This window comes from Bradyrhizobium sp. CIAT3101, assembly GCF_029714945.1.
Lineage (GTDB): Bacteria > Pseudomonadota > Alphaproteobacteria > Rhizobiales > Xanthobacteraceae > Bradyrhizobium.
In genome coordinates, this window is sequence record NZ_CP121634.1 from 1,608,274 (window position 1) to 1,632,759 (window position 24,486).

Consider the following 24,486-nt stretch of genomic DNA (forward strand, 5'->3'; position numbering starts at 1 on the left):
GACAGGTTTATGGCGGGCTCCGCGGGTGGCCACGGCCCCGGAGTGACGGAAGACAATCGGCCTCGATGCTCCTGAAGGACGCCGGTTGGGCTGTAGCGGTCTAATCCAGCGTAACCCGTTGATTTCCCAGACCTGGCCGATCGATGTTTCGACGCGAGGGATGTCTCATTGATGCATCCGAGCTGGTCGCTGATCAATTCTCACGGTTGACCTGCCTGCGAGGTATGGCGTCGCCGCGACGAGTGGTTAGAGGTCCCGCTGAGCCTGCGGAGTTTGCGGTTTCAATCGACCTCGGTCGAGCAGCAATCCTCGATTGCACGGCGTGGAACCAATCGCCCGGTCCGAGTTCGTGGCCCGCCGGCCCGCCAGCGGAACGTCAGCACCGCCTCCAAGGCTCGGCCGGCGGATTGGAAGCAATGGTAAGGTCGCCGAGCTCTCGAGAAATTCGTCATGGCGGCGCGAGCTGAAGTACGGGAGCTCATCGAGCTCGCGGTCCTTGCGCATGCGAAGAAGGTGCCGATTCAAGGAATTCGGAAAGACGGAGACGTTACCGTCATACGATGTCCGCATGGAGCTGGTTTCGCATCTGTCGCGCCGGCATCGGATCGGCACGCGCGGCTAGTCTGGTTGGAGTAAAGCTACTTCGGCTCGGCGAGATCGCTGGCCAAAGGCTGCAGTGCCTTTGTCACTTCGTTGGAGTCGCTTTTGCCATTCGGCGCGGACCAGCCGGGGGCGGGGAAAATGGCTGCAACAGATGCGCAACACGGGTAGATAAGCTCTTGATTTCCCATGGCGTGACACGGTTCCTAAACGGTAGGTCGCCGCTGACGGAAAAGGGGCGCTGAGCCCCGGAAGAGGGATACGAATCCCTCCCTTTTCGCCAGGATAAAACGGCTTCAAGAAAGCCCCGTAAACTCAGGTCTTACTGCACGGCAGAGGTCTCTGGCGTAGCCCTGGGTGTAGCCCCAAGGCCGATCTAACCTGCCATGGCGGGCCGCAAGTTTAAACGCGCGTGGAAGGACAGGCTTGATGGGCGTCGGACACACCATCGATAGCGGGACCCGGCCGCCGCAGGCTACCAATGCTTCGAATCGATGAGCCTTCGGATATCCGCTCACGCCCGCTCTGCAAAGCTTGCGAGGACCAAAAGTCGGACAGCTTCGGCGAACTGACGCACGCGCAACCGATCCATCATACGTGAGCGGTGAACCTCGACCGTGCGCACACTGATACCAAGATCGAAGGCGATGACCTTGTTTTGCTGCCCGGCCACGAGCGCCTCGAGAACCTGCCGCTCGCGCGGACTGAGCGTATTGATTAACGCGACCGCCGCAGCAATATCGTCGGTCCGGCCCTTTGCTGCGCTGGTCTTCAGCGCGGACTCAATCGCCGCTATCAGGGCGTCGTCGCTGTAAGGCTTCTCAATGAAGTCCGCAGCTCCCGCCTTCATCGCTCGGACAGCGGTCTGCACGTCGCCTTGAGCCGTCATCACAATGACCGGCAAGTTCGGGTTTACCAGCCGAAGGCGAGCATGAACCTCGAAGCCGTCCAACTCCGGCATACGAAGATCCAGCAAGACGCAGCCCCCGAGTAAGCTGCCGGCGACGTCGAGGAACGCTTTTGGCGTTGCATACGACGTCACCTGAAAACCGACCGCACCCAGCAGCCGCTCCAACGATCGGCGGATCGCCGGGTCGTCATCAATTACGTAAATGGACCGTTCGGCAGCCATCGGTCGACTCATCGTTCCAGCGGGGCGGGCAGCGTCACACGAAAGATTGCTCCGCCGCCGCAATTGGGCTCATACCCCAGCTTTCCGCGATGGGCCTCGACGATCGAGCGGCAGATCGAGAGTCCCAGTCCCATGCCATCGACTTTCGTTGTGTGGAATGGCTCGAACAGGTGTTCGACAATATCGTTCGGCAGGCCCGAGCCACGATCTGCTACAGCGATCTCAATCGATTCGTCATCGAGACGCGCTGTGACCACTTCCAACTCACGCCATTCGCTCTGCGCCATCGCCTCGTGCGAATTCCGTATCAGATTAAGCATGACCTGCTGCAGTTGAATTCGGTTTGCAAACACCGCCTCGGCACGGGGATCGAAGCTCAGCCGGACCTGCACGCCGTGCGGCCCGGTTCCAGTCAAGGCAAGATGACTGGCTTCACGGATCAGGTCAGGCAGGTTTTCGATCCGCATTTCCGTCTCGCCGCGCGTCACGAACTCTCGCAGCTGCCGAATGATCTCGCCGGCGCGGAGCGCTTGCTCGGCGGCTTCGTCAAGGACATCTCGTATAGTATCGACCCTGTGGGGTGCGTCGTTTGCCATCATCCGGCGCCCAGCGTTGACCGAATTGGTGAACGCGGTCAGCGGTTGGTTCAATTCATGCGCCAACGCGCCGGCCATCTGACCTGCTGCGCTCAGCCGCGACGCATGAAGAAGCTCCAATTGTAGCTTCTGCGCGCGGACATCCGCGCGCGTGCGCTCCTCAGCTTCGAGCGTCAGTCGCTCGAGCGCTTCCGCCAATTCCGATGTCCGTTCCGACACCCGCTCCTCCAATGCTTCGTTGAGGCGTCGAAGATCGCTCTCCAGCTTTTTCTGAGGCCTCAAATCGCGGCTGACGGTTGCCATATTCGTAGGGTGACCCGTGCGCTTGTCGTCGATGCGGAACCAATCTACCAGGAACGGAATGATCTCCCCGGTTCTGAAGTGACGAAGGTCGAGTTCGCCGAGCCAGCGTCCGGTTCCCATTACCATCGGAAGCGCCTCGTGAAGCGCCCGAGTGCGCTCATGGGGGGCCATGAAATCGAAGATGTTAAGCCGCTGCATTTCCTCAATGCCTGAAAGGCCGAGGAGCTCGCAGGCCGCCTTATTGAGATATTGCGGCGTGCCGTCTAAATGGGCAAAACCAACGAACTCGGACGACCGCTCGATCACGCTTACCAGACACCGTTGCTCCGCCTCCGCGTGGCGGCGTTGCATGGCGAGCGCTGCTTGGTTCGCCGCGATTCCGAGAAGGAGCCGGTGTGTTTCGCTCGGAAATTGCGGATTGACGGAACCTGCGACGATCGCAGCGTCGCTGCCAAAGCTCATCGGCGCCGCCGCGATCCGTAAGGTTCCCGTTCCGAACGGGTTGTCGATCGCGGATATCTGCTCGCGGCTTCCGCGCGACGCGCTGCGGAGGATGCGCTCAATGTGACCAGACGATCCGATTGATACCGTATGGCTCATGCGCACCACGTCGGCCACGGGTTCGTCACGCAGCCCCGGCGCAGTCACGTAAATGACGTCGGCGTTGAGCATCGAAAGTAAGGCGGCCGCCACGCTGTCGGCGATCTGCCGCGAATTGTAGTCTTTCCAGATTGCTGGCAGCGTCGAAAGCGCGACGAGATCGCGGATGCAGCGCCTGAGTTCTTCCGGCTCCGAAAGTCTATCGACCCAAGGCATATCGCCCCATCCAATCCAGAGCCACACCGCTGAAGGAGAAGTACACTTTTGCCGTCGACCGATCGGTTTCGGCGGTCACCTCCGTACAGGACAGCTTCACGGGCTGGAGGCGCGACTCAGTGCTGCCAAGGACATCTTGCGAGAGCGCGTTGAGAATGCGTCTGGCGCACTGAGACATGATGAGGCTCCCTATGCAGGTTCGGCGGGAGCGCAGGAGCGTCTCTCAGCCGCTGAAGCCGTTAAATCTCTCAGTGATAAGAAATCTAGCTCTTCCGACTCGGAAAAGCGAGCTTCGGTTCCTAACCGGATAGGCAAATCTTTCAGAAAACCTCCACTGGGCGGGACGGGCGGCCGCGCGGGGGAGCAGCAACAAGATGTCTCGCAAACGCGATTTGATTACATCGGATTTCGCTGGTTGGCGGTACAAACATGATTACGTAGAATTACTCAATCTGCTTGGCCACTATCTCTCCTTACATTTTTGCATCGTTTGCCGCGACAATGTTGGCACGACACGGACTTCGGAGGCAAAGGCGATGGCAACCGTCAAGGAGCCGCTCACCCCTGTAACTGGGCACGAAATCGAGGTCGTTCTGCAGCGGCTGAGAAATTCCAAGGATGTGGGTGCTGATCTGCTGCGGGTCCTCGATATCGCGATCGGCATAACAGGTGCCGACATGGGCACGCTGCAACGCTTCGACGAAAGAGCCGACTGCCTGATAATTGTTGCCAGCCGCGGATTCTCGCCCGAAGCCCTGAATTATTTCGGCGTTGTGCGCCGCGACACGAACACCACATGCGCGGCCGCGCTCATGCGGCGCATGCGTGTGTTTGTCGAGGACGTCTCAACGAGTTACCTGTTTGTGGGAACACGTGAGCTCGATGTGCTGCGTTCCTGCGGCATTGCTGCCGCGCAATCGACGCCGCTCATCAGCAGCAACGGCCACCTTTGGGGCGTATTCACAACACACTTTCGCGAACTGCAGATAGAGCGCGAGTTCGATCATGCTCCGCTGGATCGGCTTGCGGTGCAGGTCACGGACAGCCTGGAGCAACGAGAGGATCTGGTGCCAAGCCAGCACTTTCACGACAAGCAGATCGCAGAGGACTCTCAACCCGGAGGCTGACATGAATTCAACTGCCGAGCCGATTCCCTTTGGACGATCCATGCTACGGGAGCACCGGCATGTCTGCGCGTTCTTCAGTTCGGCAGTGGAGGAGTACGACGCGTTACTGCCGTTCATTTGTGACGGCATCAACTGCGGCCAGCGCGCGTTTCATGTCCTCCCGTCTCAGCACAGGGAGGATCACCTCAATTGGTTGCGCAACGCCGGCATCGATGTGGAGAAGACGATGAAAAGCCGTCAGCTCGAAGTCGCGCTGCCGGAGGACACCTATCTCAAAACCGGACGCTTCGACAAGGACGCCATGCTCGTCCTGATCCAGGAAGCCTTGAAGGCCGGCCCCGGACTCGGCTTCCCGTTGACGCGGATGATCGCGCACGCCGAAATGGCCGTGGACGACTGGAAGAGCGGCATCGAATGGGCCGAATACGAGATGCGACTCAATAGCGTGCTGCCGAATTACGACGACCCGGTGGTTTGCACCTTTGATGCCAATCTGCTGACGGCGCCACATGCATTCGATATTTTGCGAACGCACCCTATGGTCATCCTCGGCGGCGTCTTGATCGAGAACTCGTTCTTCACGAGCCCACAGGAGTTTATCCGCGAGGTCCAGTCGCGAACCGGACCAAGCCAGTCCTATCGGGCCTAGTCCGACGAAGCACAACGTCGTGTTCGCAGACCCGTGAAGCGCCAGCCTTGGCGATGAAAGCCGCTTGTGAATTGACGAATGTCAGTGCGGGCTTGCCGAAACCAAAAGAACATGCGGTGTGCGTGCCTTTTGCGAATAATTCGCTAAACGGCGTGCGGTTGGCGAGCAAATCGTGGATCGTCAATACCTTGATCGTGATCGAGCGCAAACCGGTACGCTCCTTTTGCTGATCGCACTTCGGGGGCGGAGTGGCACGCCGAGGGAAGACGACGATGAATATTGAACAATATACCGAGCGCTCGCGCGGTTTCATCCAATCCGCGCAGTCGCTGGCGATGCGCGAAGGTCATCAGCAGTTTTCCACTCTGCATCTGCTGAAGGTCCTGCTTGACGACAGCGAGGGTCTGGCTGGCGGTCTGATTGACCGCGCCGGCGGTAATTCCCGTGCAATCCTGAAGGCGACCGAGGACGCGCTCAACAAGGTGCCGAAAGTGTCTGGCGGCGGCGCCGGCCAGGTTTATCTTGCCCCCGAACTCGCGCGAGCCTTCGATGCAGCGGAAAAAGCAGCCGAAAAGGCCGGCGACAGCTTTGTCACGGTTGAGCGTCTCCTGCTCGGCCTCGCCATGGACAGGAATAGCGAGGCCGGCCAGCTACTGGCGAAGGGCGGCGTTACGGCGCAGAACCTAAATGCTGCGATCGAATCCCTGCGAAAGGGCCGCACCGCGGATTCCGCGACGGCCGAGAACGCCTATGACGCGCTAAAGAAATATGCCCGCGACCTGACCCAGGCTGCGCGCGACGGCAAGCTCGATCCGGTGATCGGCCGCGACGAGGAGATCCGCCGTACGATTCAAGTGCTGTCGCGCCGGACCAAGAACAATCCCGTCCTGATCGGTGAGCCCGGCGTCGGCAAGACCGCGATCGCCGAAGGGTTGGCGCTGCGCATCGTCAACGGCGACGTGCCGGAGAGCCTGCACGACAAGAAGCTGCTCGCGCTGGATCTTGGAGCGCTGATCGCCGGCGCGAAATACCGCGGTGAGTTCGAGGAGCGGCTGAAGTCCGTGCTGCAGGAAGTGACCGCGAGCGAAGGCAATTTCATCCTGTTCATCGACGAGATGCACACGCTGATCGGCGCCGGCAAGACCGACGGCGCAATGGATGCCTCCAACCTGTTGAAGCCCGCACTCGCACGCGGCGAACTGCACTGCATCGGCGCCACTACGCTCGATGAGTACCAGAAGCATGTCGAGAAGGACGCGGCCCTCGCGCGGCGGTTCCAGCCGATCTTCGTCAGCGAGCCCTCGGTCGAGGACACCATTTCGATCCTGCGGGGTCTGAAGGACAAGTACGAGCAGCACCACGGTGTGCGTATCACCGATTCCGCGCTGGTGGCGGCTGCGATGCTGTCCCACCGCTATATCACAAACCGTTTCCTGCCAGACAAGGCGATCGACCTCATGGACGAGGCGGCGGCGCGGCTGAAGATGCAGGTCGATTCCAAGCCGGAAGAGCTGGACTCGCTCGACCGGGAAATTGTCCGGCTGAAGATCGAGCAGGAAGCCCTGAAGAGGGAGAGCGATCCCGGCTCTAAGACTCGGCTGCGGTCGCTGGAAAAGGAGCTCGCCGATCTCGAGGAGAAAGCTGCGGCGCTAACGGCGCGCTGGAGCGCGGAGAAGAGCAAGCTCGTGAACGCCCAGAAGCTGAAAGCGGAGCTCGATGGTTTGCGCGTCGAACTCGCCAACGCCCAGCGGCGCGGCGAATTCCAGAAGGCCGGCGAGCTGGCCTATGGCCGGATTCCGCAACTCGAGAAGCAGCTTGCCGAGATCGAGGCCCGTGAAGGCTCCGGCGAGATGGTGGAGGAGGCGGTCACCGCCAACCACATCGCGCAGGTGGTCTCGCGCTGGACCGGCGTGCCCGTCGACAAGATGCTGGAGGGCGAGAAGGAGAAGCTCCTGAAGATGGAGGAGCAGCTCGGACAGCGTGTGGTTGGTCAGGCCGAGGCGGTGCATGCGGTCGCAACCGCCGTGCGCCGCTCACGGGCGGGCCTGCAAGATCCGAATCGGCCGACCGGCTCGTTCATGTTCCTGGGGCCTACCGGCGTCGGCAAGACCGAGCTGACCAAGGCGCTCGCGGAGTATCTGTTCGACGACGAGACTGCGATGGTCCGCCTCGACATGTCCGAGTACATGGAGAAGCATTCGGTGTCGCGACTGATCGGCGCGCCTCCGGGCTATGTCGGTTACGACGAGGGCGGCGCGCTCACCGAAGCGGTGCGGCGCCGGCCTTACCAGGTCGTGCTGTTCGACGAGATCGAGAAAGCGCATCCGGACGTTTTCAACGTCCTGTTGCAGGTGCTCGACGACGGCCGCCTGACCGATGGCCAGGGCCGTACCGTCGATTTCCGCAACACGCTGATCATCATGACCTCCAACCTTGGTTCTGAGTTCCTGGTGAACCAGCCGGAGGGTGAGGATACGGGTGCGGTGCGCGAGCAAGTCATGGGCATGGTGCGGGCGCATTTCAGGCCGGAATTCCTGAACCGCGTGGACGAGATCATCCTGTTCCACCGCCTGCAGCGGAGCGAGATGGGACGGATCGTCGAGATCCAGTTCGCCCGGCTTCAAAAGCTACTGGACGATCGCAAGATCACGCTCGCGCTCGATGCGGACGCGAGGGATTGGCTCGCAGCGAAGGGCTGGGATCCCGCTTACGGCGCGCGGCCGCTGAAGCGGGTGATCCAAAAGTATCTGCAGGACCCCTTGGCGGAGATGATCCTAGCAGGCGAGGTGAAGGACGGCGACAAGGTCGCGATCTCGGCGGAAGGCAATGTCCTGACATTCAACGGCAAAGCGCCGCAGACGGCGGAAATAGCGCAGTTCAACGCGCCCTCTCCGAAACGACAGTTGCATTAATTGGCTTGCCTGGATGCCGGCGCAGCACGCTGCACCGGGAAATATCAGACAAAAGCGGCCGGACGTTCGGCAACGAGGCAGGAATTGAGATCAGGCAGAGCACAGTAGACAGAAACTGAGGGATGACATGGCACAGCGTTGCAGACACCTGGCAGGAATTCACGACGTCGTTCCCCATTCCCTCGGGTGTGAAGAATGCCTGCAACTGGGCGATCCATGGCTGCACCTGCGCGTCTGCCGAACGTGCGGTCATGTCGGTTGCTGTGATCAGTCACCCAATCGACACGCGACGAAGCATTTTCATGCGACCGGCCACCCAATCATCGAAGCCTATGATCCGCCCGAAGGCTGGGGCTGGTGTTTGTTGATGAACTGATGTTTGACTTGTCAGATCGGCCCACGCCGCAACTTGGTCCGATCCCTAGGTTTTATTGACGCGCTGCACGATCAGAGGCTCTGAGGCGTGGGCGACCCTTTCATGAGCAATCGATGCACGATGCTTTCCCCCGTCTACGTTGACGGCTGTCAAGGTGGAGCGTTGCTCGACGCGTCATCGTCAGCTGCGAAAGCCAACCTGCCAAGGAGATGGACATGGTCGCGCGCAGTGCCAACCGTGGTTCCGACCGACACGAAGCCAGAAGACCGGATGGCACCAGAATTCAAACGAGAGATCCGCAAGCTTATGATAAGTTGGAGCTGCTGCCGATCGCCGGGGACTGGCGCCATGGTCAGGCAGAGCGCAGGCTGGTCGACACGAATCCTTTTACCGGCGATGTCCTCCTCGAAATCAAGCAGGCCGATCGTCACGATCTTGATGCGGCGTTTGCAGCGGGTGCCAAGGCTCAGGTGGAGTGGGCTGCCTCAACACCGGCTGTGCGAGCGCAGGTATTTCGTCGCGCGGCAGACGTGATGGAAGCGCGCCGTGGCGAAATCGTCGACTGGCTGATCAGAGAATCCGGCAGCACGCGACTGAAGGCGAACCTTGAGTGGGAAGTGACGCATACGGTCATGCTGTGGGCGAGCTCGGTGCCCCATGCTGTCGAAAGCCGCTACATTCCGTCCGACATTCCGGGCAAGGAAAATCAGGTGCGGCGCAAGCCGGTCGGAGTGGTCGGGGCGATCAGTCCTTGGAACTGGCCGCTCCATCTCAGCAATCGCACTGTCGCGCCGGCGCTCGCGGTAGGAAATGCCGTTGTGGTGAAACCGGCGAGTGATACGCCGGTCACGGGCGGATTGCTGCTGGCCAAAATCTTCGAGGAGGCCGGTCTGCCGGCAGGGCTCCTGAGCGTCGTTGTGGGCGCCGGCAGCGAAATCGGCGACGCTTTCGTCAGTCATCCCGTTCCACGGGTCATTTCGTTCACCGGCTCGACGCCGGTCGGCCGCGGGATCGCGGAACTTGCGGCGAAGGCCCCGATCATCAAGCGCGTGGATCTGGAGCTCGGTGGCAATGCTCCCTTCGTTGTGCTCGCGGATGCCGACCTGGATCAGGCCGTTGAGGCCGCAGTGTTCGGCAAGTTTCTGCACCAGGGCCAGATCTGCATCGCTATTAACCGCATCATTGTCGAGGAGCCCGTCTATCACACGTTCGTCGAGCGCTTCACGGAGCGGGTGGCGAAATTGAAAACCGGCGATCCCCGCGATGGCGATACCATGATTGGTCCGATCATCAACAACTCGCAGCTTCAGAAGCTGATGGAACGCGTTCGCCGTGCCGGCGACGACGGCTGCAAACAGGTACTTGGAGGCGAGCCGGACGGACTCGTGTTGCCGCCGCATGTCTTCGTAAACGTCACTAACCGGATGGAGCTTGCCGCAGAAGAAATATTCGGCCCGGTGGCGCCGATCCTCCGGGTCGGCAGTGCCCAAGAAGCCTTGGCTGTGGCCAATGAAACAAGTTTTGGATTGAGCGGCGCCGTATTCACGCGCGACGTGCACCGGGGCGTGCACTTTGCCCAGCGAATGCAGGTCGGTATGGCTCATGTCAATGATCAACCCGTCATCGACTTGCCGACCTGTCCGTTTGGCGGCGAGAAGAATTCCGGCATTGGCCGATTCAATGGCTCTTGGGCGATCGAGGCTTTCACGACGGACCAGTGGCTGACCGCGCAACACGCGCCGCGGGGTTTTCCTTGGAATGCTTCCGCCGTGCAGGGGCCGTGGTCCTGAAAGGCGCATAGGATGGATGACCTATCCAACACGGTTGTCGCCGGTCTCCAGACGAGCGGCAACGGCATGCTTGAGTCCCGCCACGAACACATGTTTCCCAAGTTCGCGCCGGATGAGATCGATCGCATGCGCCGGTTCGGCGAGATCAAGCATTATGACGTCAATCAATATCTATTCCGGACGGGTGAGAGTCCGGCGGGCATGTTCGTCATGATTTCTGGCCGGGTATCCATCGAAGCTCGCAACCGACCTGGTCGGACGGAGAAGATTCTGGAATTGGGTGCAGGCGAAATCATCGCCGAAGTCGCCCAACTCTCCGGTGGACCCGCCCTGGTCGATGCGCGTGCAACCGAGCCCGTTGAAGCGCTGCTTGTTCTGCCGGCGAGACTTCGCGCCTTGCTGATCGCCGATGTTCAACTCGGCGAGCGCATCATGCGCGCCCTTATTTTGCGACGGGTGTTCCTTATCGAGGCCGGCGCCGGCGGCCCTTGTCTCATCGGGCACGACGGCCATCCGGGAATGGTGCGTCTGCTGGAATTTTTAGCCCGCAATGCCTATCCGCACCAGGTGCTCGACCCCACCAAGGATCCGGATGCGCAAGCATTCTTGAAGCACTATCCTTGCAAGTCGGAAGAATTGCCGCTGGTGGTCTGTCCGAACGGGGCAATCCTGAAAAATCCGAGTGAAGCTGACTTGGGGCGGGCCCTGGGGATGGTGCCTCCGGATCTCGAAGGGCGCCGATACGACGTGGCAATTGTCGGTGCCGGTCCAGGAGGGCTTGCGGCTGCCGTGTATGCGGCATCCGAGGGCTTGTCAGTCGGCGTCTTCGACGCACGGGCGTTCGGGGGACAGGCCGGTGCCAGCAGCTGTATCGAGAACTATCTGGGATTTCCGACGGGAATCTCAGGCCAGGCGCTAGCTGGGCGTGCCTATGTGCAGGCACAGAAGTTCGGTGTGGAGATGATCATCCCCGAGACGGTCACGAACCTTCGTTGTGAGCGCTATCCATTCGCGATCGAGCTTTCCGACGGTCGGAGCGTCACCGCGCTCACCGTTGTGATCGCGAGCGGCGCGCGCTATCGCAGGCCGAACATACGGAGCTTGGAGCATTTCGAGGGACGGGGAGTATGGTATTGGGCCTCCCCGATCGAGGCTCGTCTATGCCGAAACGAGGAGGTGGCGCTGGTCGGCGGAGGCAACTCCGCAGGGCAAGCGGCGGTGTTTTTAAGCCGCTATGCCAAGAAGGTATGGATGCTTGTGCGGGGATCCAGCCTGGCCGCGAGCATGTCGCAATATCTGATCGACAGGATCGCGGCGACGGAAAATATCGAGTTGCTCACCTGCACGGAGATCGTAGGGTTGTCGGGTAACGAGCAGGGCCAGCTCGAACGAATCCGCTGGCGCGACAGGACCGGCGCGGAAGTTGAGAAAGCAATTCGCAACGTCTTCATGTTCATCGGTGCGGACCCCGCAACAGAGTGGCTGAGCGGCTGCAACGTCAGCCGCGACAGCAAGGGGTTTGTGCGAACAGGCACGAACATACCCCCCGACGATCTCCTATCGGTTGACGGCGCGAGCGTGCCATCGCTCGAGTCGAACGTGGCTGGTGTGTTTGCAGTGGGTGATGTTCGTTTCGGATCCGTCAAGCGCGTTGGCGCGGCGATCGGCGAGGGAGCCACCGTTGTACAGCAGATTCACGCTTTTCTCGAGACGGCGCAGACCAGCCGGAGCGAAGAGCCGGTGCACGCCGCCGCGGCATGATAAGAGCTGCAAGCGGTTCGTGAAGAAGATCCCTCGTATATGACGCCTGTCAATGCGACTGGCGGCGATAAATGGCAAACCTATCCGATGATCGCGCAACTTCCCCCCGACAAGATGCCGCCGCCGCGCCCGGTGGGCGCGAGGCAGTTCCAGCGACTGTTTCGCGGGGCGGCGGGTCTCCACTTGGATAAGGCTGACCTCAAGCGCTACGAGGAGTTCATCGATCACAGGATTTATCGACTATTACTGCGCGCCGAGGCCGACGCCAAAGCTGGCGGCGACGTCTTGATCGAGCCCTGGAATCTCCCTATCACCGCCGGGCTCCAGGAGTGCATCGAGCAATTCAGGAAAATGGATGAAACGATAGAGCTGGCGCCGATTCTCGACCGTCTGGCTCATCGGCCGCCGTTGCATTTCAGCTATAGCGCCGAGACTGAAGCAATGCTGCCAGATCTTGCCGGGGGACTTGGCGTCGCAGTCGCACGCGCATTGAAGATCATCGAGCCGGATTTGAAAAATCCGCAGACCGCGCAGTGGGAACTCGCCTCGCGGATCTTCGAGCTGCTGCTATAGCTCTCGCACCTAATCCTGCTGGAGTTCCACATCAATATCGGAGTCATCTGCCGGTGATTTGGTCTATCGAGCTCGGCAGTGGCGATGTTCATTTTGGCGATATGAAGCTCAGTCCCGTTGTAGAAGACAAGGGAGTGCACCTTATGACTCTGATGGAGACCAGCTGGACGATCGTGCTTCCTTCAGGTGAACATATTCCAAGGCTCGGCCAAGGGACTTGGCACATGGCCGAGAATGCGCTGAAGCGAACGGAGGAGGTCAACGCGCTACGTCTCGGCATCGATCTCGGCATGACTCTGATCGATACGGCCGAAATGTATGCCGACGGCCGCGCCGAGCGTGTCGTCGGCGAGGCGATCAAGGGGCGGCGGGACGAGATATTTCTGGTGAGCAAGGTGCTACCTCAGAACGCCACGCGGCACGGTACGATCGCGGCCTGCAACCGAAGTCTGGCTCGGCTTGGGGTGGATGAGATCGACCTCTATCTGTTGCATTGGCGGGGGGCGGTTCCGCTGGAAGAGACCGTCGATGCCTTCGAAACGCTGGTGGGCGCGGGCAAGATCCGAAACTGGGGCGTCAGCAATTTTGACGTCGCCGACATGCAGGAACTTGTCGACTTGCCCAACGGGGCAAACGTTGCGACCGATCAGGTGCTCTACAATCTCGCGCGCCGCGGTATCGAGTACGATCTCATGCCTTTGTGCCAGCGCAGCGGCCTGCCGATCATGGCCTATTCGCCGATCGAGCAGGGTCGTGTGTTGCATCACGTCACGCTCAAGACGATTGCAGCGCGTCTCGGCGCAACACCGGCACAAGTGGCGCTGGCCTGGGTGCTGCGCCAAGACGGCGTATGTGCGATACCGCAATCGGGCAAGCCGGAGCATGTGCGCGAGAACCGTGGGGCGCTCGACGTCCGCCTAACGCCTCAGGATCTGGCCGAAATTGATGAAACCTTTCCTCCGCCGGATCGCAAGCAACCTTTAGCGACGCACTGATCGGGAGACATTGTGCCATGAGCAAAGAGGCCCGCCACATCGTTTGCCCGCATTGTACGAGCACCAACCGTATTCCGGCCCAGAGAGATGCGCGCCAAGCGAAATGCGGACACTGTCGACAGCACCTTTTTACGGGACATCCGATGCCGGTTTCGGCCGGCAGCTTTGCCACGCACATCCAGCGCAACGAAATTCCGGTTGTGGTCGATTTTTGGGCCGCATGGTGCGGGCCTTGCAAGGCGATGGCGCCGGCTTTCGAGCGCGCCGCCGGCGAGTTCGAACCCGAGCTTCGCTTCCTGAAGGTTGACACCGAGGCGGAAGCAGAGCTGGCGGCCCGCTACAACATTCGAAGCATTCCGACCCTGATGCTATTCCGCAGAGGAAATGTTGTCGCTCAACGCGCCGGCGCCGTGGGCGTCGAGGCTTTGCGCGACTGGTTGCGCCAGCACGCGCTTTCAGCCGCGCCTGCAGCCTCATGAATTAGAACAGAGTGCCTTCACGGCAGCCTATCTGTATTGACCGTAGTGTCCTAGTACGAATTTTGAAGTGCACTAATAACGTTGCCTCAGTTTAGCGTCCTCTTTCGTGCACTAAGGATCAAAATGATGATGTCAATGTTTGCAACGTGGCTCTACGTAAGTTCCAGTTTGCTTGAGCAGAATGCTGACACAGAGATCGCCAACATTCGAAGCACCGCGGAAGCTCGAAATCCCGAACTTGGGCTGACTGGTGTTTTGCTGTTTTCCGGTCACCATTTTGCTCAGTTCCTCGAAGGTGCAGAGACTAACCTCCATATCATAAAGGCTTCGATTTGTAGCGATGACAGGCATACGAGCCTTGTGACGTTGCAGACAGAGCCCGTCAAAAAAAGAAGATACGGGCGTTGGGCATTGGCTTATTCGGGCTGGGCCACGCATATTGACGGGGTCCTTGCTGACGCTTTGCGGACAAACGACCGGCGAAAATTGTTGCGTTACATGGACGAGTTTGTAGCGGGGCGTCGCTGAAGAAGGAGACTGCCCACCTTAGCTATCCGCCCGCGGTCTGCGTCGGGCTGATTGCGTGTTCTTTCCAGAATCGATACGCGCGGTTGAAGCCGGCCATCTGAGGCGTTTTCTGATCCGGAAAGGCAATGTCAAACCGCGTGATAGCCAAATGAATGGCAATCCCGACCTGCGCCGTGCGTATGACGATACTCTCTGTTCGCCGACTCTCGCCGGTCCGATCGAGGACCGTGCCACGTGCGAGCCACTGGGCAATGGTCTCGACGCCCGCTGAACAGGTTTCCGACGCGCACAGGGCGGCGTTGTCGATGGCCGAGAGCATTCCGTAGGCAGCAGCGGCCAGGGTCGCTGCGCACTCGAAATCGCCGCGATGGAAATGGTCCATGGCTGCGTGTATTTGGCGCATCGAAGCGTATCTGACGGAGGTTTGGATGAAAGGCAGACTGATTATTTTGCTCTCCCCGTCTCGGTGGCTATCAAGGAGAGCTCACGTGGCGGCCGCAGTTCGCTGTTAAAGAGGTTCGAAATATCCCGTCGCTGCATCGGATCGCTGCAAGCGGCGCCTGTTCGGCTGGCGTCGGTCTCTCGCTGGCGAAGCAGGCGCAGCATTTTAGCGCATTCTGGACAAGGATATGACCCGTAGATTCTGCCCATCGATGGTGCTCGCGCCTGTTTGAACCTTGATATTCTTCTGCAACGCGCAAATTGCGACCATGATACCCGTCAATAGATAGGAAGAAATCGCGGATGGAGGAATGCTGACGATCCGCGCCGGGTAGGAGCGACCGGAAGAGCGGAAGGAAGCGCGGAAGCGGCTGCCGCTGGAAAAGTTCGGTTGCTTGAAGGCGCTCGTTGAGGCATGACGCGTCGTGTCATGTCGCTTTTCTCACCGCGCGAGATCGTCAGGCTGAGTTTCCCTTTGCGGCACGATCAGCTTGCTTGCCGCTGGTGCGACTAATCCGCAACCGTTCGACCAGCGTGTTGGCCACGCCGTTCGACGACGCGGGATTCTGTCCTGTGATGAGATCGCCATCAGATACGGCGTAAGGCTGCCACTTGTCGTGCTTGGTATAGTTGCCGCCGTTATTCCTCAGGATGTCCTCGACCAGGAAGGGAACGACATCAGTCAGCTCCATCGCGGTCTCCTCGGCGTTGGAAAAGCCGGTGACAATTTTGCCGGTGACGAGGGGCCGCCATTCGCGGCCCTGGTGTAGCGCAAGGGCCAGCCCCATGGCAGACCAGTACGACGGGACGCCCCGTGTAAAATGAGGTCTCGATGATTGTGATCGAATGCGGGTCATTGGCCAGATCCCACTACAGGCCATGACCGCCAGGATAGAAGGCAGCGTCATAATCGCTGACTGAAATACTCGACAATGTTCTGGTATTCGCGAGCTCGGCCTGTGCGTAACCATCTGCTTGGAACCGAATGGCCGCCTCGGTCTGCATCTCAGGTCGTTCACTCCTGGGATCAACTGGAGGCAAGCCGCCATTGGGAGACGCAAGCGTCAGCTCGGCCCCGGAGTTCTTGAAAATGTAATATGGTGTAGCGAATTCCTCAAACCAGAAGCCGGTCTTCCTTCCGGTGTTTCCGAGCTGGCTGTGCGATGTGAGGATGATCATATTCTCATGCAGACTGGCTCCTCTGCATCATCGCCAACGCTGGTCGACACAGGCTTTCACCTTTTCGCCGCGGTCCTGTTCCAGGGAAGGATAGTCCGTGTAACCCTTCTCGCCGCCACCATAGTATGTCGTCGGGTCGTCCACGTTCAGTGGTGCATTGGTGCGCAGCCGTTCGGGCAGGTCGGGATTGGCGATAAACTTGCGGCCGAAGCCGATCAAGTCGGCCTGGCCATCGCGTAGCCATTGCGCGGCGGTATCGGCGTTGAAGCCTCCGGCAACGATGAGGGTTCCCTGATATTTGTTCCGGATCAGCCGGGCCATGTGGAGGGCGTAAGGCTCCGGCTTCTCGCCATTCTGCATCTGCTCGAGCGCCGGATTGACGATGTGCAGATAGGCCAAACCATAGCCGGAGAGCTGCTCGGCGAGGTAACCGAACGTCGAGTCCGGAGCGTCGTCGCTGATGTCGTTCATCTTGCCGAGAGGTGAGAGCCGGACGCCGATCCTGTCCGCCCCGAGAATGGGAATTAGGGCTTCCGTGATTTCAAGCAGAAGCCGCACCCTATTTTGAATTGTGCCGCCATAGGCGTCGCTGCGTCGATTGGTGCTGCTCTCGATGAACTGATCAATCAGGTAGCCGTTGGCCGCATGAATCTCTATGCCGTCGAACTCGGCGGCCTCCGCATTCCTCGCCGCGCGCTCATACTGTTTGATGAGGTATGGCATCTCCTCCAGCGTGAGCGCGCGTGGACGCACAAATGGTACCAGTTCTCCCTCGCCACGCTCGTTTTCGATGAAGGCCTTGCCCGCGGGCGTGATCGCCGACGGCGCAACGGGCAGCATGTTGTCCGGCTGCAGGGCCGGATGTGAAATGCGACCTACGTGCCAAAGCTGGTTGAAGATCAGTCCATTGGCCTCGTGCACAGCCTTCGTGACCTGCCGCCAGGCTTCGACTTGTTCGCGGCTATGGATACCCGGAGTCCAGGCATAACCCTGGCCTTGCATCGAGATCTGGGTGGCCTCGCTTATGATCAGGGCGGCAGAGGCGCGCTGCGCATAATAGCAGGCCGCGAGTTGAGACGGCACATTGCCGGGCTGTCGTGCTCTTGAACGGGTCAGTGGCGCCATGACCACTCGATGGGGCAGGCTGAACGGCCCAAGCCGGCATGGTTGGAAGAGGGGGTTCGTGTCTCCTTTTTGGACCGCGTGGAGCACGCCGCTGTGCGCTGTAGTGCTAACCATATTGCCTCACGTTGAAGCAGTTAAGTGGCCGAAGATCTTTGGATCTCTAGACTGCAATATATCGGCGGATCGCTAGATCGCGCTGACAATCGTCAATGCTCTGAATTTGAAAGAAAGAGGGTGGTCGCGCAGAGACAGAGACCACCGACATTCGCAATAAACGCCAGCGCGCTCAATTACGCCGCGTGACAGCTGTCGGTTGTTCGTAAGTGGTTCCCGTGTTGCTTCGAATCCGGCGCTCGACTTACGGTCAAGAGTCAATTGGTACGCGCGTGATCGTTCGTCCCCGTTCATCGATGACAACGACAGAACAGCCGGACCAGTCGCCATCCCGCGCCAACTCACGAGCAATGGTCAACCCGCGTTCCGCAGCGTGGCGGGGCGATAGGAGAACGCTTCCGCATTCGTCGGGATATTTGGCTCCGTTCTCAATATGAAAGAAGTAGCGGCCTCCTGCGGGTTTGGTCGTTTGCGGATCGCGAAATTGCTGGTCGCCGTTCAGGCGATCAAGATGGCAGCGCGCCGCATACCTTAGGGGTTCCGTGATCGTGGCCATCAGTGGCTCAACATCTTGAGGAAATTGACGGCCGATCCGTTGGTGAATACCAAGAATGACGGAATGATCCGCAGTGTCGGTGAGCCGGGTTCCCAGGATGTCGCGAACGCCGCAGCTCAGCACAAACTCATTGTACCACTCACTTCTCCGCAAAAGTGCCTCTGGAAGACATGTGGAGAGCATGATCCAGCGCGTATCCAGCAGGGGCGAGTATGGATCGAGCGTGGCGTAGTGGTCGACGTAGCGGGATTTAAACTCGGCGCTGAGGCCGCAAAAGACGGCTTCATCGACCGTACCAGTCGTCTTGTTCGTGACAATCAACGCCGCACCCGCCACGCCCGCCTTATCCATAAGCCTTCGAAGTGCGTCTGGCCAGGCATCCGAGGACATCGTTGCCTCGTGAATTGTTGCGAGAAGTGACTGCATGATCCCTGGCCTTCAAAGAGATTAGCGAAGCCCGAATTGTATGCTTATGTTAGCCGATCAATTGCAAACGCATCAATTGGAGCGTCCGGAAGCTGTGGTCCGCATCGCCTGGATGTCTCGCAGCAGGCAGCGTAGCCCATATATTTGATCCAGCAGATACAGGACCAGCGCGATACCTTCGTCGTTGACACCCAGATCGCTCCTGAGATCCTGGATGAGGCGCGCACGGGCGAGATCCTGCTCGGAAAACTGATGCCCCGGTCGATGCGCTACCAGCCATTCCGCATTCACCCAGGCTTCAATCGTGGAGGAATCGAGGTGAGATCGATCGGCGAATTCCTGGAGCTTCATTGTCACACTCGCATCGACTGTCTTGGGCTATCAGAAGGCTGCCACTCACTCACAAACCGTTCGAGATCCGGGTCTGGTTTTTTCGGCAGAACCAGTTTCAGCGTGACGTACTGGTCACCTCTTCCGCCATCGGCGCGCGGCACGCCGCGTCCCTTGATCCGAAGAACCCGGCCCGAACTCGACCATTTTGGCACAGAGACCGCGACAGCGCCGCTCACGGTTGGTACCTTGAGTTTCGCGCCCAGCACGCCCTCTTTCAGTGAGATCGGCAGGTCCAGGTGGATGTCGTCGCCTTTGCGGACGAAGTAGGGGTGCGGCAGGACACTGATCTCAATCAGGGCGTCGCCTGGCGGACTGTCTCCGGCTCCCCGACGACCCTTCCCCTTCAGGCGGAGAATCTGGCCGTCGCTGGTGCCGGGAGGAATGTTGACCTCAAGCGTACTCCCGTCGGGCAGGACAATGGATTGCTTGCCGCCGTTGACGGCATCGAGAAAGTTGAGCTCGAGGTGATATCGGACGTCAGCCCCCCGTCGCCGGGTGGTCCGGCCGGCACGTCCAAAGATCTCGGAGAGAATATCATCGCTGCCGGCGAAGTCACTGAAATCGGCAAAGCCGGCCCCGCTGGTGTAGCCCGACCCGCCGTCCCGATCGGCGAAATCCCGGTAGTATTGCCGGGGCTGCTGCTCGGTGCCTGACGCATCGATCTCGCCGCGGTCGAAGCGCGCGCGCTTGTCCGGATCGTTCAGCAGATTGTAGGCGGCGGAGAGTTCCTTGAATTTGTCCTCTGCCGTCCTGTTGCCTGGATTGAGATCAGGATGCAGCTTCTTGGCGAGCCGGCGGTAGGCCTTTTGAATGTCGGCCTGCGTTGCGTCCTTCTTCACGCCCAGCGTTGCATAGGGGTCTGCAGCCAACACGAGCTCCTGTTTGCGCGTCAGCGGGGCCGAGCGGCCTGCCGGTCACTGTTGCGGCGATGGTTGCGATTGTGGCGCCGGCGGTTTGGCTACAACGACCCTGGCCGGCCGCAAGAGACGGTCGTGAAGCATGTAGCCATTCTCCAAAACGTCCGCGACGTTCCCGGGAGACTGGTCGGACCGATCGGTTTCCATCACTGCTTCGTGCTTCATCGGGTCGAATGGCCGGTTCAGAGCCTCGATTTCTTCGACACCGAAGCGCTTCAGGATCTGTGACAAGATCCGATTGGTGGCGACAACTCCGGCCAGCAGGCCGTCGTCGTCCTCGGCTTCCTGGTCCGGCGAGCCGGCGTCGATGGCTCGTCGCAGATTATCCGACACCTGTAGCAGTTCGCGAGCAAAGTCGGCGATCGCATATTGCCGGGCGTCTTGGACCCGACGCTCCGCAATGCGCCTCGTGTTCTCGGCGTCCGCAAGTGCACGCATCAGGCGGTCGCGCTCGGCGGTGGTCTCCTGCGGCTGGTCGCTTTCCTTGCGCTCACCCGCGGGAAGCTCGCCGAGCTCATCAGCCATGGTCTTGGTAGCCATCTCGCGCTCCATCTGTCGCGTTCGGGCCGATTGGAGGCTTCAAGAAGCCTTCCGATCGCCGGGGTCGACTTCTTCGAATTCCGCGTCGACGACGTCCTCGCCGCTGCCTGACGATCCCGCCTGTCCGCCGCCGGAAGCGCCGCCTTGGGACGCCGCGCGGCTCAAGGCTTCGCCGATCTTGGATGCCGACTGCTGCAAGCGCTGGGTTGCCTGCTGGATCGCTGTCACGTCCTCGGCGCTAAGCCGTTGCTTTGCCTCGGCGACCGCCTGCTCAATCTCCCTCTTGACGTCGGCAGGGATCTTTCCCTCGGAGTCCTTCAAGGCCTTCTCGGTGCTGTAGATCACAGCGTCGGCCTGGTTGCGGGCTTCGATGAGCTCCTTGCGCCGCTTGTCCTCGTCGGCATGGGCTTCGGCCTCCCTGACCATCCTCTGGATGTCTGCTTCGGTCAGGCCGCCGGACGCTTGGATCCGGATACTCTGCTCCTTACCACTCGCCTTGTCCTTGGCCGATACGTTGACGATGCCATTGGCATCAATATCGAAGGTCACTTCGATCTGCGGCACGCCCCGCGGTGCCGGCGGGATCCCGACCAGATCGAATTGTCCAAGCAGCTTGTTGTCCGCTGCCATCTCGCGTTCACCCTGGAAGACCCGGATCGTGACCGCGGTTTGATTGTCCTCCGCGGTCGAAAACACCTGGCTCTTCTTGGTCGGGATCGTGGTATTGCGGTCGATCAGCTTGGTCATCACGCCGCCAAGGGTCTCAATGCCCAATGACAAGGGTGTCACGTCGAGGAGCAGGACGTCCTTGACGTCGCCTTGGAGAACCCCGGCCTGGATCGCGGCACCCACCGCGACCACTTCATCGGGATTGACGCCCTTGTGAGGTTCGCGTCCGAACAGCTTCTGTACAGTCTCCTGAACCTTTGGCATGCGGGTCTGGCCGCCGACCAGCACGACTTCGTTGATGTCCGATGGCTGCAGGCCCGCATCCTTCAATGCTGCCTTGCAGGGATCGATGGTGCGCTGGATCAGATCGTCGACGAGCGCTTCAAGCTTGGCGCGCGACAGCTTGATATTGAGATGTTTCGGTCCGGCCTGATCTGCGGTGATGAAGGGCAGATTGACGTCGGTCTGGGTGGCGCTGGAGAGTTCGATCTTGGCCTTCTCGGCCGCATCCTTGAGCCGTTGCAGGGCGAGGCGATCTTTGCGGAGGTCGATTCCGTTTTCCTTGCGAAACTCGTCCGCCAGATAGTCGATGATCCGCTTGTCGAAATCCTCTCCGCCGAGAAAGGTGTCGCCATTGGTTGCCTTGACCTCGAACACGCCGTCGCCGACCTCCAGGATCGAGACATCGAACGTGCCGCCACCGAGGTCATAGACCACGATCTTGCCGCTGCCTTTCTTGTCGAGACCGTAGGCCAGGGCGGCCGCAGTCGGCTCATTGATGATGCGCAGGACCTCCAGCCCGGCGATCCGGCCAGCGTCCTTGGTTGCCTGGCGCTGTGCGTCGTTGAAATACGCGGGCACGGTGATGACGGCCTGTGTGACGGCGCCGCCAAGAGTGGCTTCCGCGGTTTCCTTCATCTTGGTGAGGATGAAAGCGCTGATCTGGCTCGGACTATATTTCTTACCCCGGACGTCAACCCAAGCGTCGCCGTTGTCGCCCGGCACGATGTGATACGGCACCATGGTCTTGTCCTTCGCCGTGATCGGGTCGTCGTAACGCCGGCCGATCAGGCGCTTGATGGCGTAGATCGTGTTCTCGGGGTTGGTGATACTTTGCCGCTTCGCCGGCTGCCCGACTAGGACTTCCCCATCGTCCGTGAAGGCCACCATGGACGGCGTGGTGCGCCCGCCTTCGGCATTCTCAATGACCCTGGCTTTGCTGCCTTCCATGACGGCCACGCAAGAGTTGGTGGTCCCGAGATCGATGCCGATTGCTTTTGCCATGATCAGATTCCTTCGGATTGTGAATGCGGCGGACGGCTGCACCGTCGTGGATGTTTGGGGACGGGAGGCGAGACGCTTCGAGCCGGGCTGTGAGGAGATAAATGGCTCGGGCGTCTCGCCGCGCCGACGGTCAAGCAGCTTCCTTGACTTCGATCTTCTTCGGTTCCGGCTTTGCAGGCCTTGGAATCGTGATCTTCAGGACGCCATTGGCCATCGTCGCTTGGACGGAGGACGGGTCGATGCCGGGCGGCAGCTGCAGCACGCGAAGGAACACGCCGTAGCTGCGTTCGCTATGCTGGACATTCTTGTCGCTCTTGTCCTTGCCGCTGTCCGTGTTCTGCTCCACCTTCTTCTCGCCGCGAATGGTGAGCGTATCGTCCTCGATGGAGATGTCGACGTCCTTGCGCTCGAGCCCCGGCATTTCAGCGGTGACTTCGATCGCCTTGTCTGTTTCCGCGATTTCGATGTTCGGCACGAGCTGCTGTCCGTTAGGGCCCAAGCCCTGCGAAAACTCGCTGAACAGACGGTCAATTTCCCGGTGCAGGCCGAAAAGGCCAAAGTCGGGCCGCATCAGCATTCCTGCATCACGAGACGGGACGAGTGATCGTAACCTCATTGGATTCTCCTTTTTCAGCTTGCGATGCAACTCTCGGTTCTAGGGGCTCACGACGATGCGATCGTCGACCCTGCTCACGCCGGGCGCCGACCAGGCGACACGCTCGGCCTCCTCCCGTTCGATCCAGGAGCGTACGGTTCCCTTAAGGACCACTTCGCTGCCGTTAGCCTCGACCTGGATCCGGTTGGCGTCGACTTCCGCGTTTCGCTTAAAGGCGTCCTGGATCTTACGCTTGAGTTCGGAGGGTTGGACTTTCGGCTGGACCATGATCACGTTGATGACGCCCTTGACGCCTTTGACCTTGCGGACCGCGTTTTCAGCTGCGGTTTTTTGATATTGCCATTCAGCGGAACCTTCCAGCGTGATCCAGCCGTCTCTGACGGTCGCCTTGATCTTTTCGTGAGAGATCGGAAGCTCCGACTTGAGCGCGGTGACGGCGTCGCGTGCGATATCGGGATCCGGGCGCTGATCGATCGATGGCAGCCGAACCTCGATGTCGTTGGCTACGGCGCGAACGCCCGCTACGCGCTTCGCCGCTGACTCGGCCTCAAGTCGATCGGCGTAGCTGTGCGTGAAACCTGCAAGCGTGACCACGCCGTCCTTGACCGAAACGGCAATGTCGCTGGCATCGAGGTCTGGATTCCATTTCAGTTCGTCGCGGACATCACGTTCGATCTCACGGTCTGACTTCATGATTGGCTCCTGGCTTTTGCGAGCGGCATTCTCGGCGCGGCTCCGTCGTCGTCGGTGGGGGCAATTTACGCGTGACGAGCGAGCGAGCCATGACGACCGTCAACTTCCGTCCCGACTTTCTCGCTTGAGCTCGTAAAGCCGAACTGGATGAAGGTCGCCAGCGATGACCTGTGTGACGGAGTGAGAACAGCTGGGAGAAATGACGCAGGCGTGGCATGTGTCGCCGCCTCGTTACGGTCGCCCGAGGCGTTCGTCACCCAGCCAGGGATCCGGACGAAGTGAGTGCAGCGGCAGATCTTCCGGCCGCTTTTCCAGATCGATTTCATGAACATGCACGGCCTGCCCGCCATGCCGCATTAGAATCTCCTGGGCCTGAGCTTCCTTCTCAGGTGCGCGACCCCGAACCCATATCAAGACGCCATCCCATTCTGCCACCGGCTCCAAGCCTCTGGCGCGCACGCGGCGCAGTAGTCGGTATATGGGCACTATGACGACGGCACCTGTGAAGATCCCGATCAGGATCGACCACATGGCGACTGCCATAACCTCATAGCCTTTGATTATCAGGAAAAGAGCGGAGCCAACCGCTGCGATGCAGCCGAGAACGCTGCTGGCGACGGCTTCAGCGCCAAGCAAATCATCGCTGCCAAAGAAAGGTTGTCTCGGCGTCGTCGACAGGTCGGCGAGATCGGCCGGAGGGATCACCGCGTAATTCAGCCGTCGCTGCACTTCGTCGGGAGATGCGCTGATGTCGATGTCCGAGCGATCGAATCCCGACAGAAGAAGATCCTGGGCCGCGTCATCGAGCGCACGTCGTGAATGAAAGACGCCGGTCACTTCGCGGATACGGCTACGGTCCAGGATCGTGTCGGTTGATCTTGACGTCGACATAGGAT

The 24,486-nt window shown here is 60.1% G+C and carries 22 protein-coding genes and 2 pseudogenes; 11 read left to right on the forward strand and 13 right to left on the reverse strand.

What is annotated here, in order from left to right; translation table 11 throughout:
• Positions 1 to 1,114 precede the first annotated feature (1,114 nt).
• On the reverse strand, positions 1,115 to 1,732 hold the full coding sequence (locus QA645_RS07410; RefSeq protein WP_283049278.1) for a response regulator: 618 nt from the start codon (positions 1,730 to 1,732) through the stop codon (positions 1,115 to 1,117).
• An 8-nt stretch (positions 1,733 to 1,740) separates the two neighbouring features.
• The gene (locus tag QA645_RS07415; protein ID WP_283049280.1) at positions 1,741 to 3,447 is read right to left on the reverse strand and encodes an ATP-binding protein; all 1,707 of its coding nucleotides are present in this window, start codon (positions 3,445 to 3,447) and stop codon (positions 1,741 to 1,743) included.
• Positions 3,448 to 3,821: 374 nt separating this feature from the next.
• On the opposite strand from QA645_RS07415, the gene QA645_RS07420 reads away from it, so the two are divergent.
• The 11 genes and pseudogenes from QA645_RS07420 to QA645_RS07470 all read left to right on the forward strand — a co-directional run bounded on the left by QA645_RS07420 (position 3,822) and on the right by QA645_RS07470 (position 14,637).
• Positions 3,822 to 4,574, forward strand: coding sequence for a GAF domain-containing protein (locus QA645_RS07420; RefSeq protein WP_283049282.1), 753 nt, complete (start codon positions 3,822 to 3,824; stop codon positions 4,572 to 4,574).
• Position 4,575: 1 nt separating this feature from the next.
• A complete protein-coding gene (locus tag QA645_RS07425) occupies positions 4,576 to 5,223 on the forward strand; it encodes an MEDS domain-containing protein (RefSeq protein WP_283049284.1) in 648 nt (215 codons plus the stop codon).
• 47 nt (positions 5,224 to 5,270) lie between these two features.
• Positions 5,271 to 5,453: a hypothetical protein gene (locus QA645_RS07430; RefSeq protein WP_283049286.1), complete on the forward strand. Its 183-nt coding sequence runs from the start codon at positions 5,271 to 5,273 to the stop codon at positions 5,451 to 5,453.
• Between the two features lie 42 nt (positions 5,454 to 5,495).
• Positions 5,496 to 8,135 (forward strand): ATP-dependent chaperone ClpB, encoded by a 2,640-nt coding sequence (clpB, locus tag QA645_RS07435; protein ID WP_283049288.1) that lies wholly within the window; start codon positions 5,496 to 5,498, stop codon positions 8,133 to 8,135.
• Positions 8,136 to 8,262: 127 nt separating this feature from the next.
• A pseudogene (locus QA645_RS07440) lies at positions 8,263 to 8,570 on the forward strand (UBP-type zinc finger domain-containing protein).
• 156 nt (positions 8,571 to 8,726) lie between these two features.
• Complete coding sequence (locus QA645_RS07445) at positions 8,727 to 10,301, forward strand: aldehyde dehydrogenase family protein (RefSeq protein ID WP_283049290.1); 1,575 nt, start codon at positions 8,727 to 8,729, stop codon at positions 10,299 to 10,301.
• Between the two features lie 12 nt (positions 10,302 to 10,313).
• The gene (locus QA645_RS07450; protein WP_283049291.1) at positions 10,314 to 12,062 is read left to right on the forward strand and encodes a cyclic nucleotide-binding domain-containing thioredoxin-disulfide reductase; all 1,749 of its coding nucleotides are present in this window, start codon (positions 10,314 to 10,316) and stop codon (positions 12,060 to 12,062) included.
• A 39-nt stretch (positions 12,063 to 12,101) separates the two neighbouring features.
• Complete coding sequence (locus tag QA645_RS07455; protein WP_283049293.1) at positions 12,102 to 12,635, forward strand: DUF1931 family protein; 534 nt, start codon at positions 12,102 to 12,104, stop codon at positions 12,633 to 12,635.
• Positions 12,636 to 12,787: 152 nt separating this feature from the next.
• Complete coding sequence (locus tag QA645_RS07460; protein ID WP_283053124.1) at positions 12,788 to 13,630, forward strand: aldo/keto reductase; 843 nt, start codon at positions 12,788 to 12,790, stop codon at positions 13,628 to 13,630.
• A gap of 17 nt (positions 13,631 to 13,647) precedes the next feature.
• The gene (gene trxC, locus QA645_RS07465) at positions 13,648 to 14,109 is read left to right on the forward strand and encodes a thioredoxin TrxC (protein WP_283049294.1); all 462 of its coding nucleotides are present in this window, start codon (positions 13,648 to 13,650) and stop codon (positions 14,107 to 14,109) included.
• Positions 14,110 to 14,235: 126 nt separating this feature from the next.
• Positions 14,236 to 14,637 carry a BLUF domain-containing protein gene (locus QA645_RS07470; protein WP_283049295.1) on the forward strand — a complete coding sequence of 134 codons (402 nt, stop codon included), beginning with the start codon at positions 14,236 to 14,238 and terminating at the stop codon, positions 14,635 to 14,637.
• A 22-nt stretch (positions 14,638 to 14,659) separates the two neighbouring features.
• Here the strand turns inward: QA645_RS07470 and QA645_RS07475 are convergent, their stop codons facing one another.
• From QA645_RS07475 to QA645_RS07525, 11 genes and pseudogenes are all read right to left on the reverse strand, one after another.
• Positions 14,660 to 15,019 (reverse strand): hypothetical protein, encoded by a 360-nt coding sequence (locus QA645_RS07475; protein ID WP_283049296.1) that lies wholly within the window; start codon positions 15,017 to 15,019, stop codon positions 14,660 to 14,662.
• Between the two features lie 517 nt (positions 15,020 to 15,536).
• Positions 15,537 to 16,257: pseudogene (locus tag QA645_RS07480) on the reverse strand (type 1 glutamine amidotransferase domain-containing protein).
• Positions 16,258 to 16,284: 27 nt separating this feature from the next.
• Complete coding sequence (locus QA645_RS07485; protein WP_283049297.1) at positions 16,285 to 17,382, reverse strand: alkene reductase; 1,098 nt, start codon at positions 17,380 to 17,382, stop codon at positions 16,285 to 16,287.
• Between the two features lie 364 nt (positions 17,383 to 17,746).
• Positions 17,747 to 18,478, reverse strand: coding sequence for a hypothetical protein (locus tag QA645_RS07490; RefSeq protein ID WP_283049299.1), 732 nt, complete (start codon positions 18,476 to 18,478; stop codon positions 17,747 to 17,749).
• Positions 18,479 to 18,550: 72 nt separating this feature from the next.
• On the reverse strand, positions 18,551 to 18,829 hold the full coding sequence (locus QA645_RS07495) for a chaperone modulator CbpM (protein WP_283049301.1): 279 nt from the start codon (positions 18,827 to 18,829) through the stop codon (positions 18,551 to 18,553).
• A gap of 2 nt (positions 18,830 to 18,831) precedes the next feature.
• Positions 18,832 to 19,740 (reverse strand): DnaJ C-terminal domain-containing protein, encoded by a 909-nt coding sequence (locus tag QA645_RS07500; protein WP_283049302.1) that lies wholly within the window; start codon positions 19,738 to 19,740, stop codon positions 18,832 to 18,834.
• Between the two features lie 45 nt (positions 19,741 to 19,785).
• Positions 19,786 to 20,328 carry a nucleotide exchange factor GrpE gene (locus QA645_RS07505; protein WP_283049303.1) on the reverse strand — a complete coding sequence of 181 codons (543 nt, stop codon included), beginning with the start codon at positions 20,326 to 20,328 and terminating at the stop codon, positions 19,786 to 19,788.
• 39 nt (positions 20,329 to 20,367) lie between these two features.
• Positions 20,368 to 22,281 (reverse strand): molecular chaperone DnaK, encoded by a 1,914-nt coding sequence (gene dnaK / locus QA645_RS07510; RefSeq protein WP_283049304.1) that lies wholly within the window; start codon positions 22,279 to 22,281, stop codon positions 20,368 to 20,370.
• A 130-nt stretch (positions 22,282 to 22,411) separates the two neighbouring features.
• Positions 22,412 to 22,858 (reverse strand): Hsp20/alpha crystallin family protein, encoded by a 447-nt coding sequence (locus tag QA645_RS07515; RefSeq protein ID WP_283049305.1) that lies wholly within the window; start codon positions 22,856 to 22,858, stop codon positions 22,412 to 22,414.
• Between the two features lie 78 nt (positions 22,859 to 22,936).
• Entirely contained in the window at positions 22,937 to 23,590 is a 654-nt protein-coding gene (locus QA645_RS07520; protein ID WP_283049306.1) for a BON domain-containing protein, read from the reverse strand.
• 231 nt (positions 23,591 to 23,821) lie between these two features.
• Positions 23,822 to 24,481, reverse strand: coding sequence for a hypothetical protein (locus tag QA645_RS07525; protein ID WP_283049307.1), 660 nt, complete (start codon positions 24,479 to 24,481; stop codon positions 23,822 to 23,824).
• Positions 24,482 to 24,486: the final 5 nt, after the last annotated feature.